The 16,051-nt window shown below is 44.9% G+C and carries 14 protein-coding genes and 1 rRNA gene; 7 read left to right on the top strand and 8 right to left on the bottom strand.

Annotated features, from left to right (window positions below):
* Window positions 1-429: 429 nt before the first annotated feature.
* From rsmG to rpmH, 8 genes are all read right to left on the bottom strand, one after another.
* On the bottom strand, window positions 430-1,122 hold the full coding sequence (gene rsmG, locus B5D20_RS12470) for a 16S rRNA (guanine(527)-N(7))-methyltransferase RsmG (RefSeq protein ID WP_078666546.1): 693 nt from the start codon (window positions 1,120-1,122) through the stop codon (window positions 430-432).
* Window positions 1,122-3,002: a tRNA uridine-5-carboxymethylaminomethyl(34) synthesis enzyme MnmG gene (mnmG, locus tag B5D20_RS12465; RefSeq protein ID WP_078666545.1), complete on the bottom strand. Its 1,881-nt coding sequence runs from the start codon at window positions 3,000-3,002 to the stop codon at window positions 1,122-1,124. The genes rsmG and mnmG overlap by 1 nt, the downstream gene beginning before the upstream one ends.
* 13 nt (window positions 3,003-3,015) lie before the next feature.
* Window positions 3,016-4,407 (bottom strand): tRNA uridine-5-carboxymethylaminomethyl(34) synthesis GTPase MnmE, encoded by a 1,392-nt coding sequence (gene mnmE / locus B5D20_RS12460; RefSeq protein WP_242946654.1) that lies wholly within the window; start codon window positions 4,405-4,407, stop codon window positions 3,016-3,018.
* A gap of 57 nt (window positions 4,408-4,464) precedes the next feature.
* Window positions 4,465-5,094, bottom strand: a complete 630-nt coding sequence (gene jag / locus B5D20_RS12455) for an RNA-binding cell elongation regulator Jag/EloR (protein WP_078666544.1) — start codon at window positions 5,092-5,094, stop codon at window positions 4,465-4,467.
* Entirely contained in the window at window positions 5,057-5,740 is a 684-nt protein-coding gene (locus B5D20_RS12450; protein WP_078666547.1) for a YidC/Oxa1 family membrane protein insertase, read from the bottom strand. The genes jag and B5D20_RS12450 overlap by 38 nt, the downstream gene beginning before the upstream one ends.
* 45 nt (window positions 5,741-5,785) lie before the next feature.
* Window positions 5,786-6,007 carry a membrane protein insertion efficiency factor YidD gene (yidD, locus tag B5D20_RS12445; RefSeq protein ID WP_078666543.1) on the bottom strand — a complete coding sequence of 74 codons (222 nt, stop codon included), beginning with the start codon at window positions 6,005-6,007 and terminating at the stop codon, window positions 5,786-5,788.
* Window positions 6,004-6,345 (bottom strand): ribonuclease P protein component, encoded by a 342-nt coding sequence (gene rnpA, locus B5D20_RS12440; RefSeq protein WP_078666542.1) that lies wholly within the window; start codon window positions 6,343-6,345, stop codon window positions 6,004-6,006. Before rnpA ends, yidD begins: the two co-directional genes overlap by 4 nt.
* Window positions 6,346-6,436: 91 nt before the next feature.
* A complete protein-coding gene (gene rpmH, locus B5D20_RS12435; RefSeq protein WP_078666541.1) occupies window positions 6,437-6,571 on the bottom strand; it encodes a 50S ribosomal protein L34 in 135 nt (44 codons plus the stop codon).
* Between the two features lie 277 nt (window positions 6,572-6,848).
* On the opposite strand from rpmH, the gene dnaA reads away from it, so the two are divergent.
* From dnaA to B5D20_RS12400, 7 genes are all read left to right on the top strand, one after another.
* Window positions 6,849-8,183 carry a chromosomal replication initiator protein DnaA gene (gene dnaA, locus B5D20_RS12430; RefSeq protein WP_078666540.1) on the top strand — a complete coding sequence of 445 codons (1,335 nt, stop codon included), beginning with the start codon at window positions 6,849-6,851 and terminating at the stop codon, window positions 8,181-8,183.
* 143 nt (window positions 8,184-8,326) lie between these two features.
* On the top strand, window positions 8,327-9,427 hold the full coding sequence (dnaN, locus tag B5D20_RS12425; RefSeq protein ID WP_078666539.1) for a DNA polymerase III subunit beta: 1,101 nt from the start codon (window positions 8,327-8,329) through the stop codon (window positions 9,425-9,427).
* Between the two features lie 15 nt (window positions 9,428-9,442).
* The gene (gene recF / locus B5D20_RS12420) at window positions 9,443-10,564 is read left to right on the top strand and encodes a DNA replication/repair protein RecF (RefSeq protein WP_159071757.1); all 1,122 of its coding nucleotides are present in this window, start codon (window positions 9,443-9,445) and stop codon (window positions 10,562-10,564) included.
* Complete coding sequence (gene remB, locus B5D20_RS12415; protein WP_078666537.1) at window positions 10,542-10,796, top strand: extracellular matrix regulator RemB; 255 nt, start codon at window positions 10,542-10,544, stop codon at window positions 10,794-10,796. The genes recF and remB overlap by 23 nt, the downstream gene beginning before the upstream one ends.
* Before the next feature lie 66 nt (window positions 10,797-10,862).
* Window positions 10,863-12,767, top strand: coding sequence for a DNA topoisomerase (ATP-hydrolyzing) subunit B (gene gyrB / locus B5D20_RS12410; protein ID WP_078666536.1), 1,905 nt, complete (start codon window positions 10,863-10,865; stop codon window positions 12,765-12,767).
* Between the two features lie 27 nt (window positions 12,768-12,794).
* Window positions 12,795-15,224 (top strand): DNA gyrase subunit A, encoded by a 2,430-nt coding sequence (gyrA, locus tag B5D20_RS12405; protein WP_078666535.1) that lies wholly within the window; start codon window positions 12,795-12,797, stop codon window positions 15,222-15,224.
* Window positions 15,225-15,859: 635 nt separating this feature from the next.
* A 16S ribosomal RNA gene (locus B5D20_RS12400) occupies window positions 15,860-16,051 on the top strand; the annotation flags it as partial.

Here is a 16,051-nt window from a genome sequence, read left to right as displayed (position 1 = left end):
GTAAATCTCCGGAAAAAACTCCCCGCACACAGTTATGCTAAATTTGTTCTTCTCGTGTTTCTCTGGCATTCCTGATCAGCTCCCCGAAACCCTGCCGGACTTTGCTGATACCCGGGCATAAAGAGCAACCGCTTCTGACTCAGTTTTTAAATACAATCAATTATAGTCTAGTTTTCTGAAGCTGCTGCATACCTCCACTCCCTTAAATTCAACGTAAAAATCATACTTCCTGCAGATCAAAGGGTTAAAAAATAATATATATTCTTCGTATTAGTCGATTGTATGGTATCCTATAACTAGAATATAAACGGTGGAGGGAAAAAATGAAAGTGATAGATTTAAAACTATTTGGTCCTTATAAATTGTAATATGAAAAATTAAGGCTCTTTGCTAACAAGCATGCAAAGAGCCTTCCTCAATACGATTATGCTACTGGATGGGTCGCTTTTCAGGAGTACCTGCCTTACGTGGATAGGTGCCAGGGGTAGAGCTAATTTTCTGCATTACTCCCAGTGCCCTTTTCCCCATAGCAAAGGGTAATTCATAATCATATTGAGTTAACCAGTCTGCACCCAAAACAACCAGGGCCTTGTGAGCACTCTCTTTCTCTTCCAGCAAGTTAGGGCCTTTCCAGGCCGCAATCCTGCCACCTACCTTAACAAAAGGAGCCGTATATTCCAACAACACTGGTAAAGCAGCTACTGCTCTCGATACCGCCAAATCATATTTTTCCCGCTGGCCCTTTTGCCTGGCCACTTCCTCCGCCCGGCCATGGATTACCTCAATCCCCTTTAACCCCAGCTCATCAATCACTGTCTGCAGAAAAATAGTCCTTTTCTGCAAAGAATCCAGCAGGGTTACCTGTAATTCCGGATAGGCAATTTTAAGGGCCAGCCCCGGAAACCCTGCTCCAGTGCCAACATCGATTACTTTCAACCCCGGAGTTAAATCTAAAAACCGGGCAGGATAAATGCAATCATAAAAGTGTTTAACAGCTATCTCTTTCTCTTCAGTGATAGCAGTTAAATTGATTTTTTCATTCCACTCTACCAGCAATTGGGCATATCTGGCCAGTTGTTCCGTCACAGCGGGAGAAAACCAGTTTAATAATATTTCTTTCATCAATTATTCAACACCCTTTTTCTCTGTTCCAGATGAACCAGTAAGATTGAAATATCGGCCGGTGACACCCCGGAAATACGAGCAGCCTGACCTACAGAACGAGGTCTGATTTTGCTCAACTTCTGACGGGCTTCAGCGGAAAGGCCCCGAATTTCTTCGTAATCGATATCATCGGGCAATATTTTATTTTCCAGTTTATTAAACCTCTCCACCTGCTCCATTTGTTTTTCAATATAACCCTGGTACTTGATTTGAATTTCCACCTGTTCTGCTACTTCAACCGGAACCCCTTCTACTTCATAACCAAAAAGCCCTAAATTAGCAAAAATGATTTCCGGCCTTTTCAAAAGCTCCGCCAGACTTAAACCAGAACGCAAAGGAGCGCTGTTTAAAGCAGCCAGTTTTTCCTGAATCTCTTCTTTAGGAGTAATTATCATATTCTCTAATTCTGATTTAACTTTTTCCACCTGTTCCCGCTTTTCACAAAAACGCTGCCAGCGGTAATCGTCCACCAGACCGATTTTATGGCCTGTTTCTGTTAATCTCAGGTCAGCATTATCCTGGCGCAATAATAACCGGTATTCAGCCCGGGAAGTTAACATGCGATAAGGTTCATTGGTCCCTTTTGTTACCAGGTCATCGATCAAGACACCGATATAGGCCTCAGAACGTTTTAAAATCAAAGGTTCCTGCCCCTTGACGGAGAGAGCCGCATTGATCCCGGCCATGAGTCCCTGGGCCGCTGCCTCTTCATAACCGGAGGTACCATTAATCTGCCCGCCACAGAAGAGCCCCCGGATATGTTTAACCTCCAGAGCCGGGCTAAGCTGAGTTGGTACGACATAATCATATTCAATGGCATATCCGGGACGCATAATTTCAGCCCGTTCCAGACCTGGGATAGTATGCAGCATTTCGATCTGCACATCTTCCGGCAAACTGGTGGAAAAGCCCTGGACATACATTTCTTCTGTATTTCTGCCCTCTGGTTCGATAAAAATCTGATGGGCAGGTTTGTCAGCAAAACGCACCACTTTATCTTCAATTGAGGGACAATATCTGGGACCCACTCCTTCAATAATGCCACTATATAAGGGAGAGCGATGCAAATTGTTGCGAATCACTTCATGGGTTTTTTCTGAAGTATAGGTCAACCAGCAACTCAATTGTTCCCGTTCCGTTACCGGCGAAATAAAGGAAAAATTCCAGAGCCGCTCATCCCCTGGCTGTTCTATCATTTTGCTGAAATCCACCGTCCGCCGGTGTATGCGCGGAGGTGTACCGGTTTTGAAACGGCCCAGTTCTATCCCCAAATTGCGCAGGGAATCGGTTAAGCTGTAAGCAGCCAGCTGACTATTGGGCCCCCCTTCATAAACCGTATCGCCGATGATAATTCTCCCCCGCAAATAAGTACCGGTAGTCAAAACCACCGCCCGGGCAGCAAAAAAGGCCCCGGTCACAGTTTTGATCCCCTTAACTCTTTCGCCTTCCACCAGTATTTCTTCTACCAGAGCCTGCTTGATATCCAGCCCCGGCTGGTTTTCCAGTACCTGTAACATAGATTTCTGATATTGTTTCTTATCTACTTGAGCCCGTAAAGCATAAACGGCTGGTCCTTTACCGGTATTGAGCATACGCATCTGAATAGCTGTCAAGTCAGTTACCAGCCCCATTTGGCCTCCAAGAGCATCGATTTCCTTGACCAGATGGCTTTTGGCCGGTCCTCCGACGGCAGGGTTACAAGGCATTAAAGCCACATTATCCAGATTCAAGGTAATGATCAAAGTTTTACAACCCATGCGGGCGGCAGCCAGGGCTGCCTCACAGCCGGCATGACCGGCTCCAACCACAATTACATCATATTCCCCTGCTCGATACATACTTTCACCATCCCTATTTGCCGATACAAAACTGGGAGAAAATCAAATCCAGCAAATCTTCCCCTACAGTTTCTCCGCTAATTTCCCCCAGGGTTTCCCAGGCACCTCTGATATCGATGGACAAATAGTCTGCCGGCATCCCGGCTTGATAAGCTGCTAGAGCCGATTCCAGCTGGCCGGCTGCTTTTTCCAGGGCGGAAATATGGCGCTGATTACTGAGGAAAAGTTCCTGGCTGGGTACCACTTTTCCCTGCCAGATTAAATCCAGCAGAGCCTGTTCCACTTTACGGGTATCCTCTTCCTGCAAAAGACTGGTATAAACCCGGGGCCAGTGCTGCAATTCCTCGGGCAAGTCCTCCCCTTTATATTCCGGTTTCAAGTCTTGCTTATTAATAATCAATAAAACCTGATGCCGGGAAGATAATAGACGGGCAATTTCCGCATCTTCAATGTTAAAACCGGTAGCGCTGTTGATTACAAATAAAACAACATCTGCTTTTTCCAGCCACTCCTTGCTTTTTTCCACTCCCAGTTGCTCTACCAGGTCTTTAGTCTCTCTGATCCCGGCAGTATCCACCAGCCGCACCGGCACTCCGCCCAGGTTCAACACTTCCTCAATCACATCTCTGGTGGTACCAGGGATATCGGTTACAATGGCCCTGCGGTCTCTTAACAGGGCATTTAATAAACTGGATTTACCTACATTTGGTTTTCCGGCTATTACCACCCGGATTCCTTCCCGTAAAATTTTGCCCTGGCGGCTTCTGGCCAGCAAATCATTTAATCTCTCTCTAATCTGTGTTAATCTATTTGCTAGCTGGATCCCGGTTAAATGTTCAATATCCTCATCAGGGAAATCAATTTCCGCTTCCAGATAGGCCAGTACTTGCAATAATTGCTGCCGGATTTCCATAATGTGTTGCTTTAACTTCCCCTGCAGCTGATTGGCCGCCACTTTGGCAGCAGCATCGGTCTGCGCTCTGATTAAATCAATTACTGCTTCCGCCTGGGATAAATCAATTCTGCCATTAATAAAGGCCCTTTTGGTGAATTCCCCTGGTTCAGCAAGACGAGCCCCTTCCTTCAAAACTAGGCCCAGGATTTTCTGCAAAACTACCATGCCACCGTGGCTGTGGATTTCCACTACATCTTCGCCAGTAAAGCTATGAGGACGCTGCATGAAAGCAACCAAAACTTCATCTACCATCGCCCCATCGGTTTTATCCACAATATAACCGTACAGCATTTGATAAGGAACCATGTGGATAACTTTTTTCCCCTTCGGTGAAACAAATAAGTTATCCACAATTTTTTTTGCTTCTCCTCCACTAACTCGAATAATGCCAATGCCACCTTCTCCTGGGGCAGTAGCTATTGCCGCAATGGTATCTTCCAAATTGACCAAAATTATCCCTCCAGGTTAGTTAAAAACCCAGTAATTTGAATTACTGGGTTTAAAATACTATTTTTTAGGAAATATTACAATTTTACGGTAAGGCTCTTCCCCTTCACTGGTGGTATAGACATATTTATGATTTTGCAGTGTGGTATGTATTATACGCCGTTCCTGGGGACTCATCGGTTCTAAAGCGATTTCTTTACCATATCTCTTGACTTTTTCCGCCATTTTAAGGGCTAAACGCTGTAAAGTCTGTTCCCTGCGTTTGCGATAACCTTCTACATCCAGAACAAATTTCTGCCGATCATCAGCCTGTTTATTGGCCACCAGGTTAACCAGATATTGTAAAGCATCCAGAGTATCCCCTCTTCTGCCGATCAATACACCCAGGGCTTCTTTATCTTCACCAGTAATATTGAGAGTTACATATTCCCCCTGTACATCAGCCTCAATCTCCACGTTTAAGCCTAATTTCTGACAAACGCTCTTCAGGAAGCTGACCGCCCGGTTAACCGGTGTTTCAATATAAATTACTTTTACCTGTGCCTGTTTACTGAACAGCCCCATAAATCCTTTACTGGGTTCCTGCAATACTTCCACCTGTACCTGAGAGCGATCCACCTTTAATTCAGCCAGACAGGCGGCAATAGCTTCCTCAACGGTTTTTCCGCTTTTGACGCACTCTTTCCTCACCGACGGAGTCCTCCTTTAATACCACAGTCTGCCGATTGATAAAATACTGCTGAACAATTCCCACCAGGTTAAACACTACCCAATATAACGCCAGCCCTGAAGGTACCTGACTGGCAAACCAGCCAAACATCAAGGGCATGACATAGAGCATGGTCTTCTGCATGCTTTCCTGGGCCGGATCAGTGGATGTATTCATCGCCATACTCATTTTTTGCTGGACAAAAGTGGCCGCTGCTGCAATGATGGGCAGTATATAATAGGGGTCTTTGCTGCTGAGGTGCACCCAGAGAAAATTAGCATGAGCTGCATTGAGATATTTAAAATTCCGCAAGGCATTGTACAGGGCAATAAAAATTGGCATTTGAATCAAAATCGGTAAACAGCCAGCCAGAGGATTGGCACCGTGTTCCTTGTATAATTCCATTATGGCAATTTGAGCTTTCTGGGGGTCATTTTTGTATTTTTCCTGAATTTCTTTAACCTTAGGCTGTAACAGCTGGGTCATTTTAATGGATTTCATTTGTTTTAAAGTGAGAGGATAAAGTAATACTTTAATTAATATGGTAAAAATAATTATTGCCAGTCCATAACTGGGCCAACCGATTTGAACTGTCAATTGATAAAACCAGTTCAGCAATGAATTCATGAAATTAGTTAGAAATTGCAAATTTTTTCCCTCCTAACCCCCTGGCTATTCTACCGGGTCATAGCCTCCCGGATGCCATGGATGACATGAAAGAATGCGTTTGGCGGCCATCAGTCCCCCACGCCATAATCCGTACTTTGCAAGAGCTTCGATGCTATATTGTGAACAGGAAGGATAAAAACGGCAAGTAGGACCCTTGAGGGGAGATAGATATTTCTGATAAAATCGAATTAGCCGGATGATTATCTTCACTGCAAATTTCTTCATGACATCAACCCTGCTCTTTTCAGCAAATGACGGACTGCATTGCGTAATTTCCAGTAATCAGCCTCCAGCGCCCCCTGTCGGGCGATTATTACCAGATCATATCCTTCCGCAATATTTTTCGCATCCAATCGGCATATTTCCCGCAAACGTCTGCGCACTTTATTTCTCACATGAGCTTTCCCTAGTTTTTTACTGACTACGAAAGCAAACCGGGTACGGCCTGATTGATTGGGTCCTGCCACATAAAGCACCAGCTGCCGGTTAGCAAATGACTTGCCTTTACTATATACTTCCCGGATTTCCCGGTTTTTTTTAATTTTCACCAGCTGTTTAGACATCTTTCAGCGGCCTCCCGGTGCTATTATTTGCCATCTGCCGACAAAAAATTCTGCCTAAATAGATTGAAAAGGCCACCTAAGCGGCCTTAAACTACGGAGTTAATCTTTTTCTGCCCTTCATGCGACGCCGTTTCAAGACATTCCGCCCGGCTTTGGTGGACATTCTTTTCAAAAACCCGTGCACTTTTTTCACATAGCGCTTTTTGGGTTGATAAGTCCGTTTCACAGCACACACCTCCTTGCCGAAATGCTGAAAAAGACACAATCCCACAAGAATTATAATCAAATCATCCGGTGAAGTCAAGGATTTAATAACTCTGTTAGTAACTTGTGGATAATTAGTGGACAAGCTTTTGCACAGGCTGTTAATATTGTGGAAAATTGATTGTCAGGCTGCGCAAAATCTGCTATTATTGTTTATGCACATTCTGTGGATAACTTTGTGGATATGTGTATAATTTTGTTGATATTTATTGTGGATAAATTCCCGGGGAGGTATTTAAATGGCTCACGATTTTCCACAACTGTGGAACGAAGTACTAGCAATTATCGCTAAAGAAGTATCCAAACCTTCCTTTGAAACCTGGTTAAAATCTACTACTCCCATCGATCTCCGCAATAATGTAGCTTTAATCGGTGTTCCCAATGTCTTTGCCCGCGACTGGCTGGAAAGCCGCTATTCCGATTTAATTAATGAAACCATCAGTTTTTTGCTGGGCTATCCCGTTCAGGTCCGTTTTGTGGTCGTAAATGAGCGGACCGAAAATATCGAAGAACCCGAAAGCCCTGTCAAAAAACTGCCCGATGAGCTACAAATTCCCCAGTTAAACCCCAAATATACTTTTGATACTTTTGTGGTCGGCAACAGTAACCGCTTTGCCCATGCCGCTGCTTTGGCGGTAGCTGAAGCTCCGGCCAAAGCTTATAACCCTTTATTTATTTACGGGGGAGTAGGACTGGGCAAAACCCACCTAATGCATGCCATCGGCCATTATATTCTGGAACATAATCCGGGCACCATGGTCATGTATGTATCTTCCGAGAAATTTACCAATGAACTGATCAATGCCATTAAAGATGATAATACGGAAGAATTCCGTAACCGCTACCGCAGTATCGATATTCTTTTAATTGACGATATTCAGTTCCTGGCCGGGAAAGAGCGAACCCAGGAGGAATTCTTCCATACTTTCAATGCCCTGCATGGTGCCAATAAACAGATTATTATCTCCAGTGACCGGCCCCCCAAGGAAATTCCCACTCTGGAAGATAGATTGCGCTCCCGGTTTGAATGGGGCCTGATTACCGATATCCAGCCCCCGGATCTGGAAACCAGAATCGCTATTTTACGCAAGAAAGCCCAAATGGAAAACCTGAATGTCTCCGATGAAGTGATGCAATTTATCGCCACCAAAATCCAGTCCAACATCCGCGAGCTGGAAGGAGCTTTAAACCGGGTAATCGCCTATGCTACCATGAAAAGCGGTGAAATTACCATTGAGCTGGCTTCTGAGGCCCTGAAAGATTTGCTGCCAGAGAGCAGGCCGCGCCAGATTTCAATAGAACTTATTCAACAAATAGTTGCTGATTACTTTAATTTAAAAGTAGAAGAATTTAAAGCCAAAAAAAGAACCAGAACCGTTGCTTATCCCCGGCAAATCGCTATGTATTTAAGCCGGGAACTTACCGATGCTTCCTTACCTAAAATCGGGGAAGAGTTTGGCGGTCGAGACCATACTACTGTTTTGCATGCCTGTGAAAAAATCGCCAATGATATCAACACCGATGCAGAAGTTAAAGGGATTGTGCAGGAATTAATCAGTCGTTTGCAGAATTAGTTTACAGGTTATCCACAGCCCATACAGCATAACTTTTTTCGGTAAAATCAAGGACTAATGGACTTATCCACATATTCACGCCACCTACTACTATTACTCCTGATTTTATTAGATAACAATGATATGGGGAGGACAACAGCAGTATGCATATTTATACAAGCCGTGAAGCATTACTGCAGGGGGTATCTGCAGTCCAGCGGGCAGTGGCCTCAAAGACCACCATGCCAATTTTGTCTGGTATTAAACTGGAAACAGTGGATGATAAATTGATTTTTTCTGCTACTGATCTGGAAATCGCCATTCAAGCTACTATCAATATCACAACTATTACCTCCGGGGCAGTAGTGGTACCGGCCAAATACTTTACCGAAATGGTCAGGAAACTGCCTGATACCAAAATTGAAATCAAGGTAGATGAACTGAGCCATCAGCTGACAGTGATGTATGGCAATTCCCAGCTCAAGCTCAATGGCTATGATCCGCAAGCCTATCCTTTAATACCACAGATTGAAGCCGATAAAGTCTTTTCCATTCGCTCGGAATTACTGAGACAGATGTTAAAGCAGGTTATATTCGCTGTTGGAGTAGAAAATAACCGCCCGGTTTTTCAGGGCATCCTTTTTGATTGTTACCAGGACAATTTGACCCTGGTAGCTACTGATACCCATCGTTTAGCGATGCGGAAAGGTAAATGGTCCCAGGGCAATGTGGAAGAGTTTTCTGCAATTGTTCCCGGTAAAACCATGAATGAATTATTGCGTCTGTTACCTGAAGAGGAAGAGGTAAAACTGTCCTTCAGCCAGAATCAGCTGGCCATTCAATTGCCCAACATTATTATGTTTTCTCGCTTGATAGAAGGACAATTCCCGGCCTATAAACAGGTAATTCCTAGTCAATGGAAATCAAGACTTCGTGTTAAAACCAGAGAATTGCTGGAAACAGCCGAACGGGCAACCCTGCTGGCCCAGGATGGAACCAGTACTATTAAATTGATTGTTAAACAGTACCAGCTGGAAGTTAATTCTGCCAGCAGTTCGGTGGGAACTTTGAAAGAGGAAATTCCCATATACCTCGAAGGAGAAGAAACCCAGATCACTTTCAATACCAAATATCTCATCGATGTTTTGCGCAATTTGGATAGTGAAGAATTAACCATGGATTTAACAGGCTCCATCAGCCCGGGCATTATTCGCCCCCTGGAAAATGAGAATTATTTGTATCTGCTTTTGCCATTGCGGCAGTAGATTTGAGGTGAGCTGGTGCAAATCAGGAAAGTTAAATTGACCAATTTCAGAAACTATCAGCAGCTGGAATGGGAACCTCATCCGCAATTGAATTTTCTCTTCGGACTAAACGGCCAGGGTAAAACCAATTTACTGGAAGCTGTTTACGTAGGGGCATTTAGCCGTTCCTATCGCGGCAATGATCAAGAACTTTTGCAGTGGCAAAAACCCTGGTTCCGGATTGCGGTAGAGGGAGAGAAAAAGAGCGGGCCCTTCCTGGTTGAACTGGCTTATGGACAAAAAAGAAAGCTCTATAAAGTCAATGGCCTGGTGAAGAAAAAAGCCAGTGATTTTATTGGCAATTACAATGTGGTGCTGTTCGCTCCTGAACATCTGGCCCTGGTTAAAGGACAACCAGCGGAACGCCGCCGTTTTCTGGATGCAGAGCTGGCCCAGACCAATCGCCTTTATCTATTAACCTTACAAAAATATGTCAATTTATTAAAACAAAAAAATTATTTACTTAAAGAAGCCAAAAAAGGGCACTACTTTGACCAGGATCTGCTGGAGGTACTCAATCAACAGCTGGCGGAGATGGGGTCGGTAATCATCTATTTACGTCTGGAGGCTATTAAAAAATTAAACCCGTTAGCCCGGTTGATCCAGCGCCGGTTAAGTCAGGGCCGAGAAGAATTGGAAATAAAATATATTACAACTATAGAATTATCAGGAATGAGCCAGAAGGAAATAAAACAGGCCCTCTGGCAGGGGCTAATAAGCAAAAGGGAAGATGAAAAACGCCGGGGACAGTCTCTGATCGGACCCCATCGGGATGACCTGGAAATCAAAATCAATGGCTTTTCGGTGCGGCATTTTGGCTCCCAGGGCCAGCAACGCACCTCTGCTTTAGCTCTCAAGCTGGCTGAGCTGGAGTATATCAAGGGAGAGATAGGGGAATACCCTTTATTGTTACTGGATGATGTCTTTTCGGAACTGGATCGGGAACGGCGAGCAATTCTGGTTGAAACTATTTCCGGACGGATTCAGACCATTATTACTACTACTTCCATTAAGGATTTGCCACCAGCTCTGTTAAAACAAGGGGGTTCCTGGAGGATCGAAGGGGGTAATATGCATGTTTCTGCACCTGGGCAATGATGTAGTCATTCCGTTGAAAGAGGTCATTGCCATTATTGACTTACACAAGGATGAGAAAAAGCTTTCGGAAATCAATCAGGAATTTTTGCAGGTTGCTGAAGAAGAAGGATTTATTGAACTGGTAGGGGAGGAAAATAAAATTAAAAGCTTTATCATAACCAACAAAAAAATTTACCTGTCGCCGATTTCCTCAGCTACCTTGAGAAAACGGTCTGGCTACAGTCCTGGATGACCCGGGACTGTTTTTGTGTTATAATAATTTTTTGGAGGTATTAATAAATGTTGGAGGTATTACCAGATGCAAAATGCTAGCAACACCTATTCTGCTAGTCAAATTCAGGTGCTAGAAGGTCTGGAGCCGGTGAGAAAGAGACCGGGAATGTATATTGGCTCTACTGGACCGAAGGGATTGCACCACCTGGTTTACGAAGTAGTAGATAACAGTATTGATGAAGCACTGGCCGGTTTTTGTGATAATGTGGAGGTTGTGATTCACAAAGACAATAGTGTAACTGTCACCGATAACGGCAGGGGTATTCCGGTAGATATACATCCGCAAACCGGTAGACCGGCAGTGGAAGTAGTACTGACGGTTCTGCATGCCGGTGGCAAATTCGGTGGCGGTGGTTATAAAGTTTCCGGTGGCTTGCATGGTGTGGGTGTTTCTGTAGTAAACGCCCTTTCCGAATGGCTGATAGCCAGGGTTAAACGGGATGGGAAAATCCATGAACAAAGGTATGAACGGGGTATACCTGTAACTGACTTGCTGGTTGTAGGGGAATGTCAGGATACCGGTACCCAGATTAGCTTCAAGCCTGACCACCTGATTTTTGAGGAACTGGAATTTAACTACGAAACTCTGGCCCAGCGTTTGCGGGAGCTTTCCTTTCTCAATCAAGGGGTTAAAATTACCCTGAAGGATGAGCGCACCGGGGCAGAGGAAGTCTACCAGCATGAAGGCGGGATCAGAGACTTTGTAGTTTACCTGAACAAAAACAAGGACCCTCTGCATGACCAGGTTATCTATTTTGCTGCCAACAAGGATCGGGTACAGGTAGAGGTTGCTTTGCAGTATAACAGTGGTTACACCGAAGGGATTTTTTCTTTTGCCAATAATATTAATACCCCGGAAGGGGGTACCCATGAAGCCGGTTTTAAAACCGCTTTAACCAGGATTATTAATGACTATGCCCGTAAACACAACCTTCTGAAGGAAAACGAAGGCAATTTAACCGGGGAAGATGTCCGGGAAGGGCTAACAGCCGTAATCAGTGTTAAAGTAGAGGAACCCCAGTTTGAGGGTCAAACCAAAACCAAACTGGGCAATACGGAAGTAAGAGGGATTGTAGATGCGGTAGTAACCGAAGGGATGGGTACCTTCCTGGAAGAAAACCCGGCTATCGCCAGAAAGATTATTGAGAAGGCAGTAAATGCAGCCCGGGCCCGGGAAGCGGCCAGAAAGGCCCGCGAATTGACCAGGCGCAAAAATGCTCTGGAAACTACTTCCCTGCCTGGCAAACTGGCCGACTGTTCTTCCAAGGACCCGGCCGAATGTGAATTATACCTGGTAGAAGGGGATTCAGCGGGCGGTTCAGCCAAACAGGGTCGGGACCGGCGCTTCCAGGCTATATTACCTCTGCGGGGAAAAATTATAAACGTGGAAAAAGCCCGTCTGGATAAAATCTTCGCCAATGAGGAAATCCGAGCCATTATCACTGCCCTGGGTTGTGGTATCAGTGATGAATTTGATATCAGCAAAGCCCGTTATCACCGAATTATTATCATGACTGACGCTGATGTGGACGGTTCCCATATTCGCACTTTGTTATTGACTTTCTTCTACCGTTACATGCGTCCTCTGATTGATGCCGGTTATGTTTATATAGCCCAGCCACCCTTATATTTAGTTAAAAAAGGAAAAGAGCATTATTACACCTATTCCGATCAGGAGCTGGAGCGGCTACTCGGTCAAATTGGCCGGGATGGCATTACCATTCAGCGCTATAAGGGTCTGGGTGAAATGAATCCCGAACAGCTGTGGGAAACCACTATGGATCCGGAAAACCGCACCATTCTGCAGGTTACCATGGAGGATGCGGCTGCCGCTGATGAAATTTTCACCATCCTGATGGGGGACAAAGTGGAGCCCAGACGGGAATTTATTCAAAAACATGCTAAAGAAGTGCGCAACCTGGATATCTAAAGTAAATAGAGAAGGGATGGAAGTGGAATGAGTGAAGTGGCAGGAAAAATTCTGCCCATCAACATAGAAGACGAGATGCGCAAATCTTATATTGATTATGCCATGAGCGTTATCGTCGGTCGGGCTCTTCCGGATGTCCGGGATGGTCTGAAACCAGTACATCGGCGTATTCTTTACGCTATGTATGAGCTGAACATGACCCCGGACAAACCCTACAAAAAGTCAGCCCGTTTGGTCGGGGACGTACTGGGGCGTTATCACCCTCATGGTGATAGTGCAGTCTATGATGCTATGGTACGGATGGCCCAGGATTTCAACTCCCGCTACCCTCTGGTAGACGGCCATGGCAACTTCGGTTCTATTGATGGCGATTCCGCTGCAGCCATGCGTTACACAGAAGCCAGGCTGTCCAAAATCGCCCTGGAAATGCTGGCTGATATTGAAAAGGAAACGGTGGATTTTGTCCCTAACTATGATGATACGCTAAAAGAGCCGACAGTATTACCATCCAAAATCCCCAACCTGCTGGTCAATGGTTCGGAAGGTATCGCAGTCGGCATGGCTACCAAAATCCCACCCCATAACCTGCGGGAGGTTATCGATGGGGTAATTATGTTAATCGATAACCCCAATGCCGATTACAGGGAATTGATGAAAGTCATCAAAGGCCCTGACTTCCCAACCGGAGCCAAAATTCTCGGAACCAGGGGAATTGAGGAAGCCTACCGTACCGGTAGAGGAGTTATCACTATCCGCGCCCAGGCCAGAATCGAAAAAATGAATAACGGCAAAATGCGGATTGTGGTCTATGAAATTCCTTTCCAGGTCAATAAAGCCAAGTTAATTGAAAAAATCGCTGATCTGGTAAAAGAGAAGAAAATCGATGGCATTACTGACCTCAGGGACGAATCCGACCGTACCGGGATGCGCATAATTATCGAGCTGCGCCGGGATGTCAACCCCAATGTAATCCTTAACCAGCTTTACAAACATACATCCCTGCAGGAGACTTTCGGGATCATCATGCTGGCTCTGGTCAACGGTGAGCCGAAAGTGCTGAATCTACCTCAGGTCCTGCACTACTACCTGGAACACCAAAAAGATGTAATCGTACGTCGGACCAGATATGACCTGGCCAAAGCAGAGGCTCGTGCCCATATTGTGGAAGGCCTGCGGATTGCTCTCAATAACCTGGATGCGGTAATTAAAACCATTCGTTCTTCCCAGACAACGGAAATTGCCCGCACTGCTTTGATGGAGAAGTTCGCTTTGTCGGAAAAACAGGCCCAGGCCATTCTGGATATGCGGCTGCAGCGCCTAACCGGTTTGGAACGAGAAAAGCTGGAAAATGAATACAAGGATTTACTGGAAAAAATAGCTTATTACAAAAGCGTTCTGGCAGATGAAAGAAAGGTCCTGGAGATCATCAAGGATGAGCTGACTGTAATTAAAGAGAAATACGGGGATGAAAGAAGGACAATTATCACCAATGAGGATAACAGGATAGATATTGAAGATCTAATCGAAGAAGAAGATGTAGTAATCACAATTACCCATCATGGTTATATCAAACGGCAGCCGGCTGATATCTACAAGAGTCAGAAACGGGGCGGTCGCGGTATTACCGCTATGGGTACCAAGGAAGAGGATTTTGTGGAGCATCTATTTATCGCCAATACCCATCATTATCTGCTCTTCCTGACCAATGCCGGGAAAATTTATAGACTCAAGGTACACGAAGTTCCGGAAGCAGGCAGAACTGCTAAAGGAACGGCTTTGATCAATTTAATCAATATCGGACCCGAGGAAATGATCAAGGCCGTTATCCCTTGCCGCAGTTTTGATGAAGACTGCTACTTACTGACAGCTACCAAAAAAGGAATTATAAAGAAAACTCATTTAAGTGAATATAAACATGGGCGCAAAGATGGGATAGTTGCCTTAACTATAGAAGAAAATGATGAATTGATTGGGGCTCTGCTAACCAATGGCAAATCGGAAATCGTGCTGGGTTCCCGGCTGGGAATGGCCATTCGCTTCTCGGAAGAGGAGGTAAGACCTATGGGCCGAACAGCCAAAGGGGTGAGAGGTATTACCCTGAGTAAAGAAGATGCTGTGGTGGCCCTGGATGTGGTAGAAGATAGCGGTGAGCTGTTGACTGTAACGGAAAACGGTTTTGCCAAGCGTACGCCGTTGACAGAATATCGTGTACAATCCCGGGGTGGAAAAGGTATTAAAACCGCTAATATAACCGATAAATCAGGACCGATAGTAGGGTTGATGGTAGTCAAACCGGGTGAAGAAATTATGGCCATCAGCACCGACGGGATAATGATCCGCACCAAAGTGGATGAGATCAAACGCGCCGGTCGGGCTACAACCGGAGTCAGGTTGATGAAAATTGGGGAACAGCAAAAACTGGCTTCGATTGCTAAAGTAAAAGAAGAGGAAGAATAAGTAAAAATTTTACAGTAAAGCATTAATTCTATAAGCAAATATAGAATTAATGCTTATTCTTTTTTTAAAAAGGAGATGAAACTTAAGTTAGAGGAAATAGCTAAAGTTTTAGTGTCAACTCAGGGTAAAGAAGGGTCAAAAGGATAACAAAGAAGAAGATCAGAAATACATAAAGCCAAATAATCTAAAATATTATTTCACGGTAAAAATAAAAACAAATAAAAAGGGGTTGACAGATGAATTTAAGATGTGTTAATATAAGCAAGCGCCCGGCAGACAGTACTGCCGCGAGCGAAAAAAATTAAAAATGGTAGTTGACAGAATAACTGCCGATGTGATATCATAACAAACGTCGCTGATACGAGGTTCGAAGTTCGAGGTACGAAGTTCGAACAGGAAAGCAACAATACTGAGGTTGATTAGAGGCGAGTAGTACAAGGAAGCTGCGACGGGGTCACCGGAGGCGTACTGGAGGTACGTCGAGGATGACGAAGGAGCAGATGACGCAGTAATACGAAGCCTATAATCAACCGAAAAGAACAGATCCTTGAAAACTGAACAGGATGTTCTACACCGTAAAACGGACTCGTCAGTTTCACGAGTAACTAAATTTCGGATGAAAACTTTTCGAGATATATTCGGAGAGTTTGATCCTGGCTCAGGATGAACGCTGGCGGCGTGCCTAACACATGCAAGTCGAGCGGAGCCGTGAGGGAGCTTGCTCCTGAGCGGCTTAGCGGCGGACGGGTGAGTAACGCGTGAGCAACCTGCCCTTCAGACAGGGATAACACCGCGAAAGTGGTGCTAATACCTGGTACACTCTTTGC

This window comes from Carboxydocella sporoproducens DSM 16521, from assembly GCF_900167165.1.
Taxonomy (GTDB): Bacteria; Bacillota.
The sequence above is the reverse complement of the archived record's forward strand: the minus strand, read 5'-3'. Positions and strand labels throughout refer to the sequence as shown.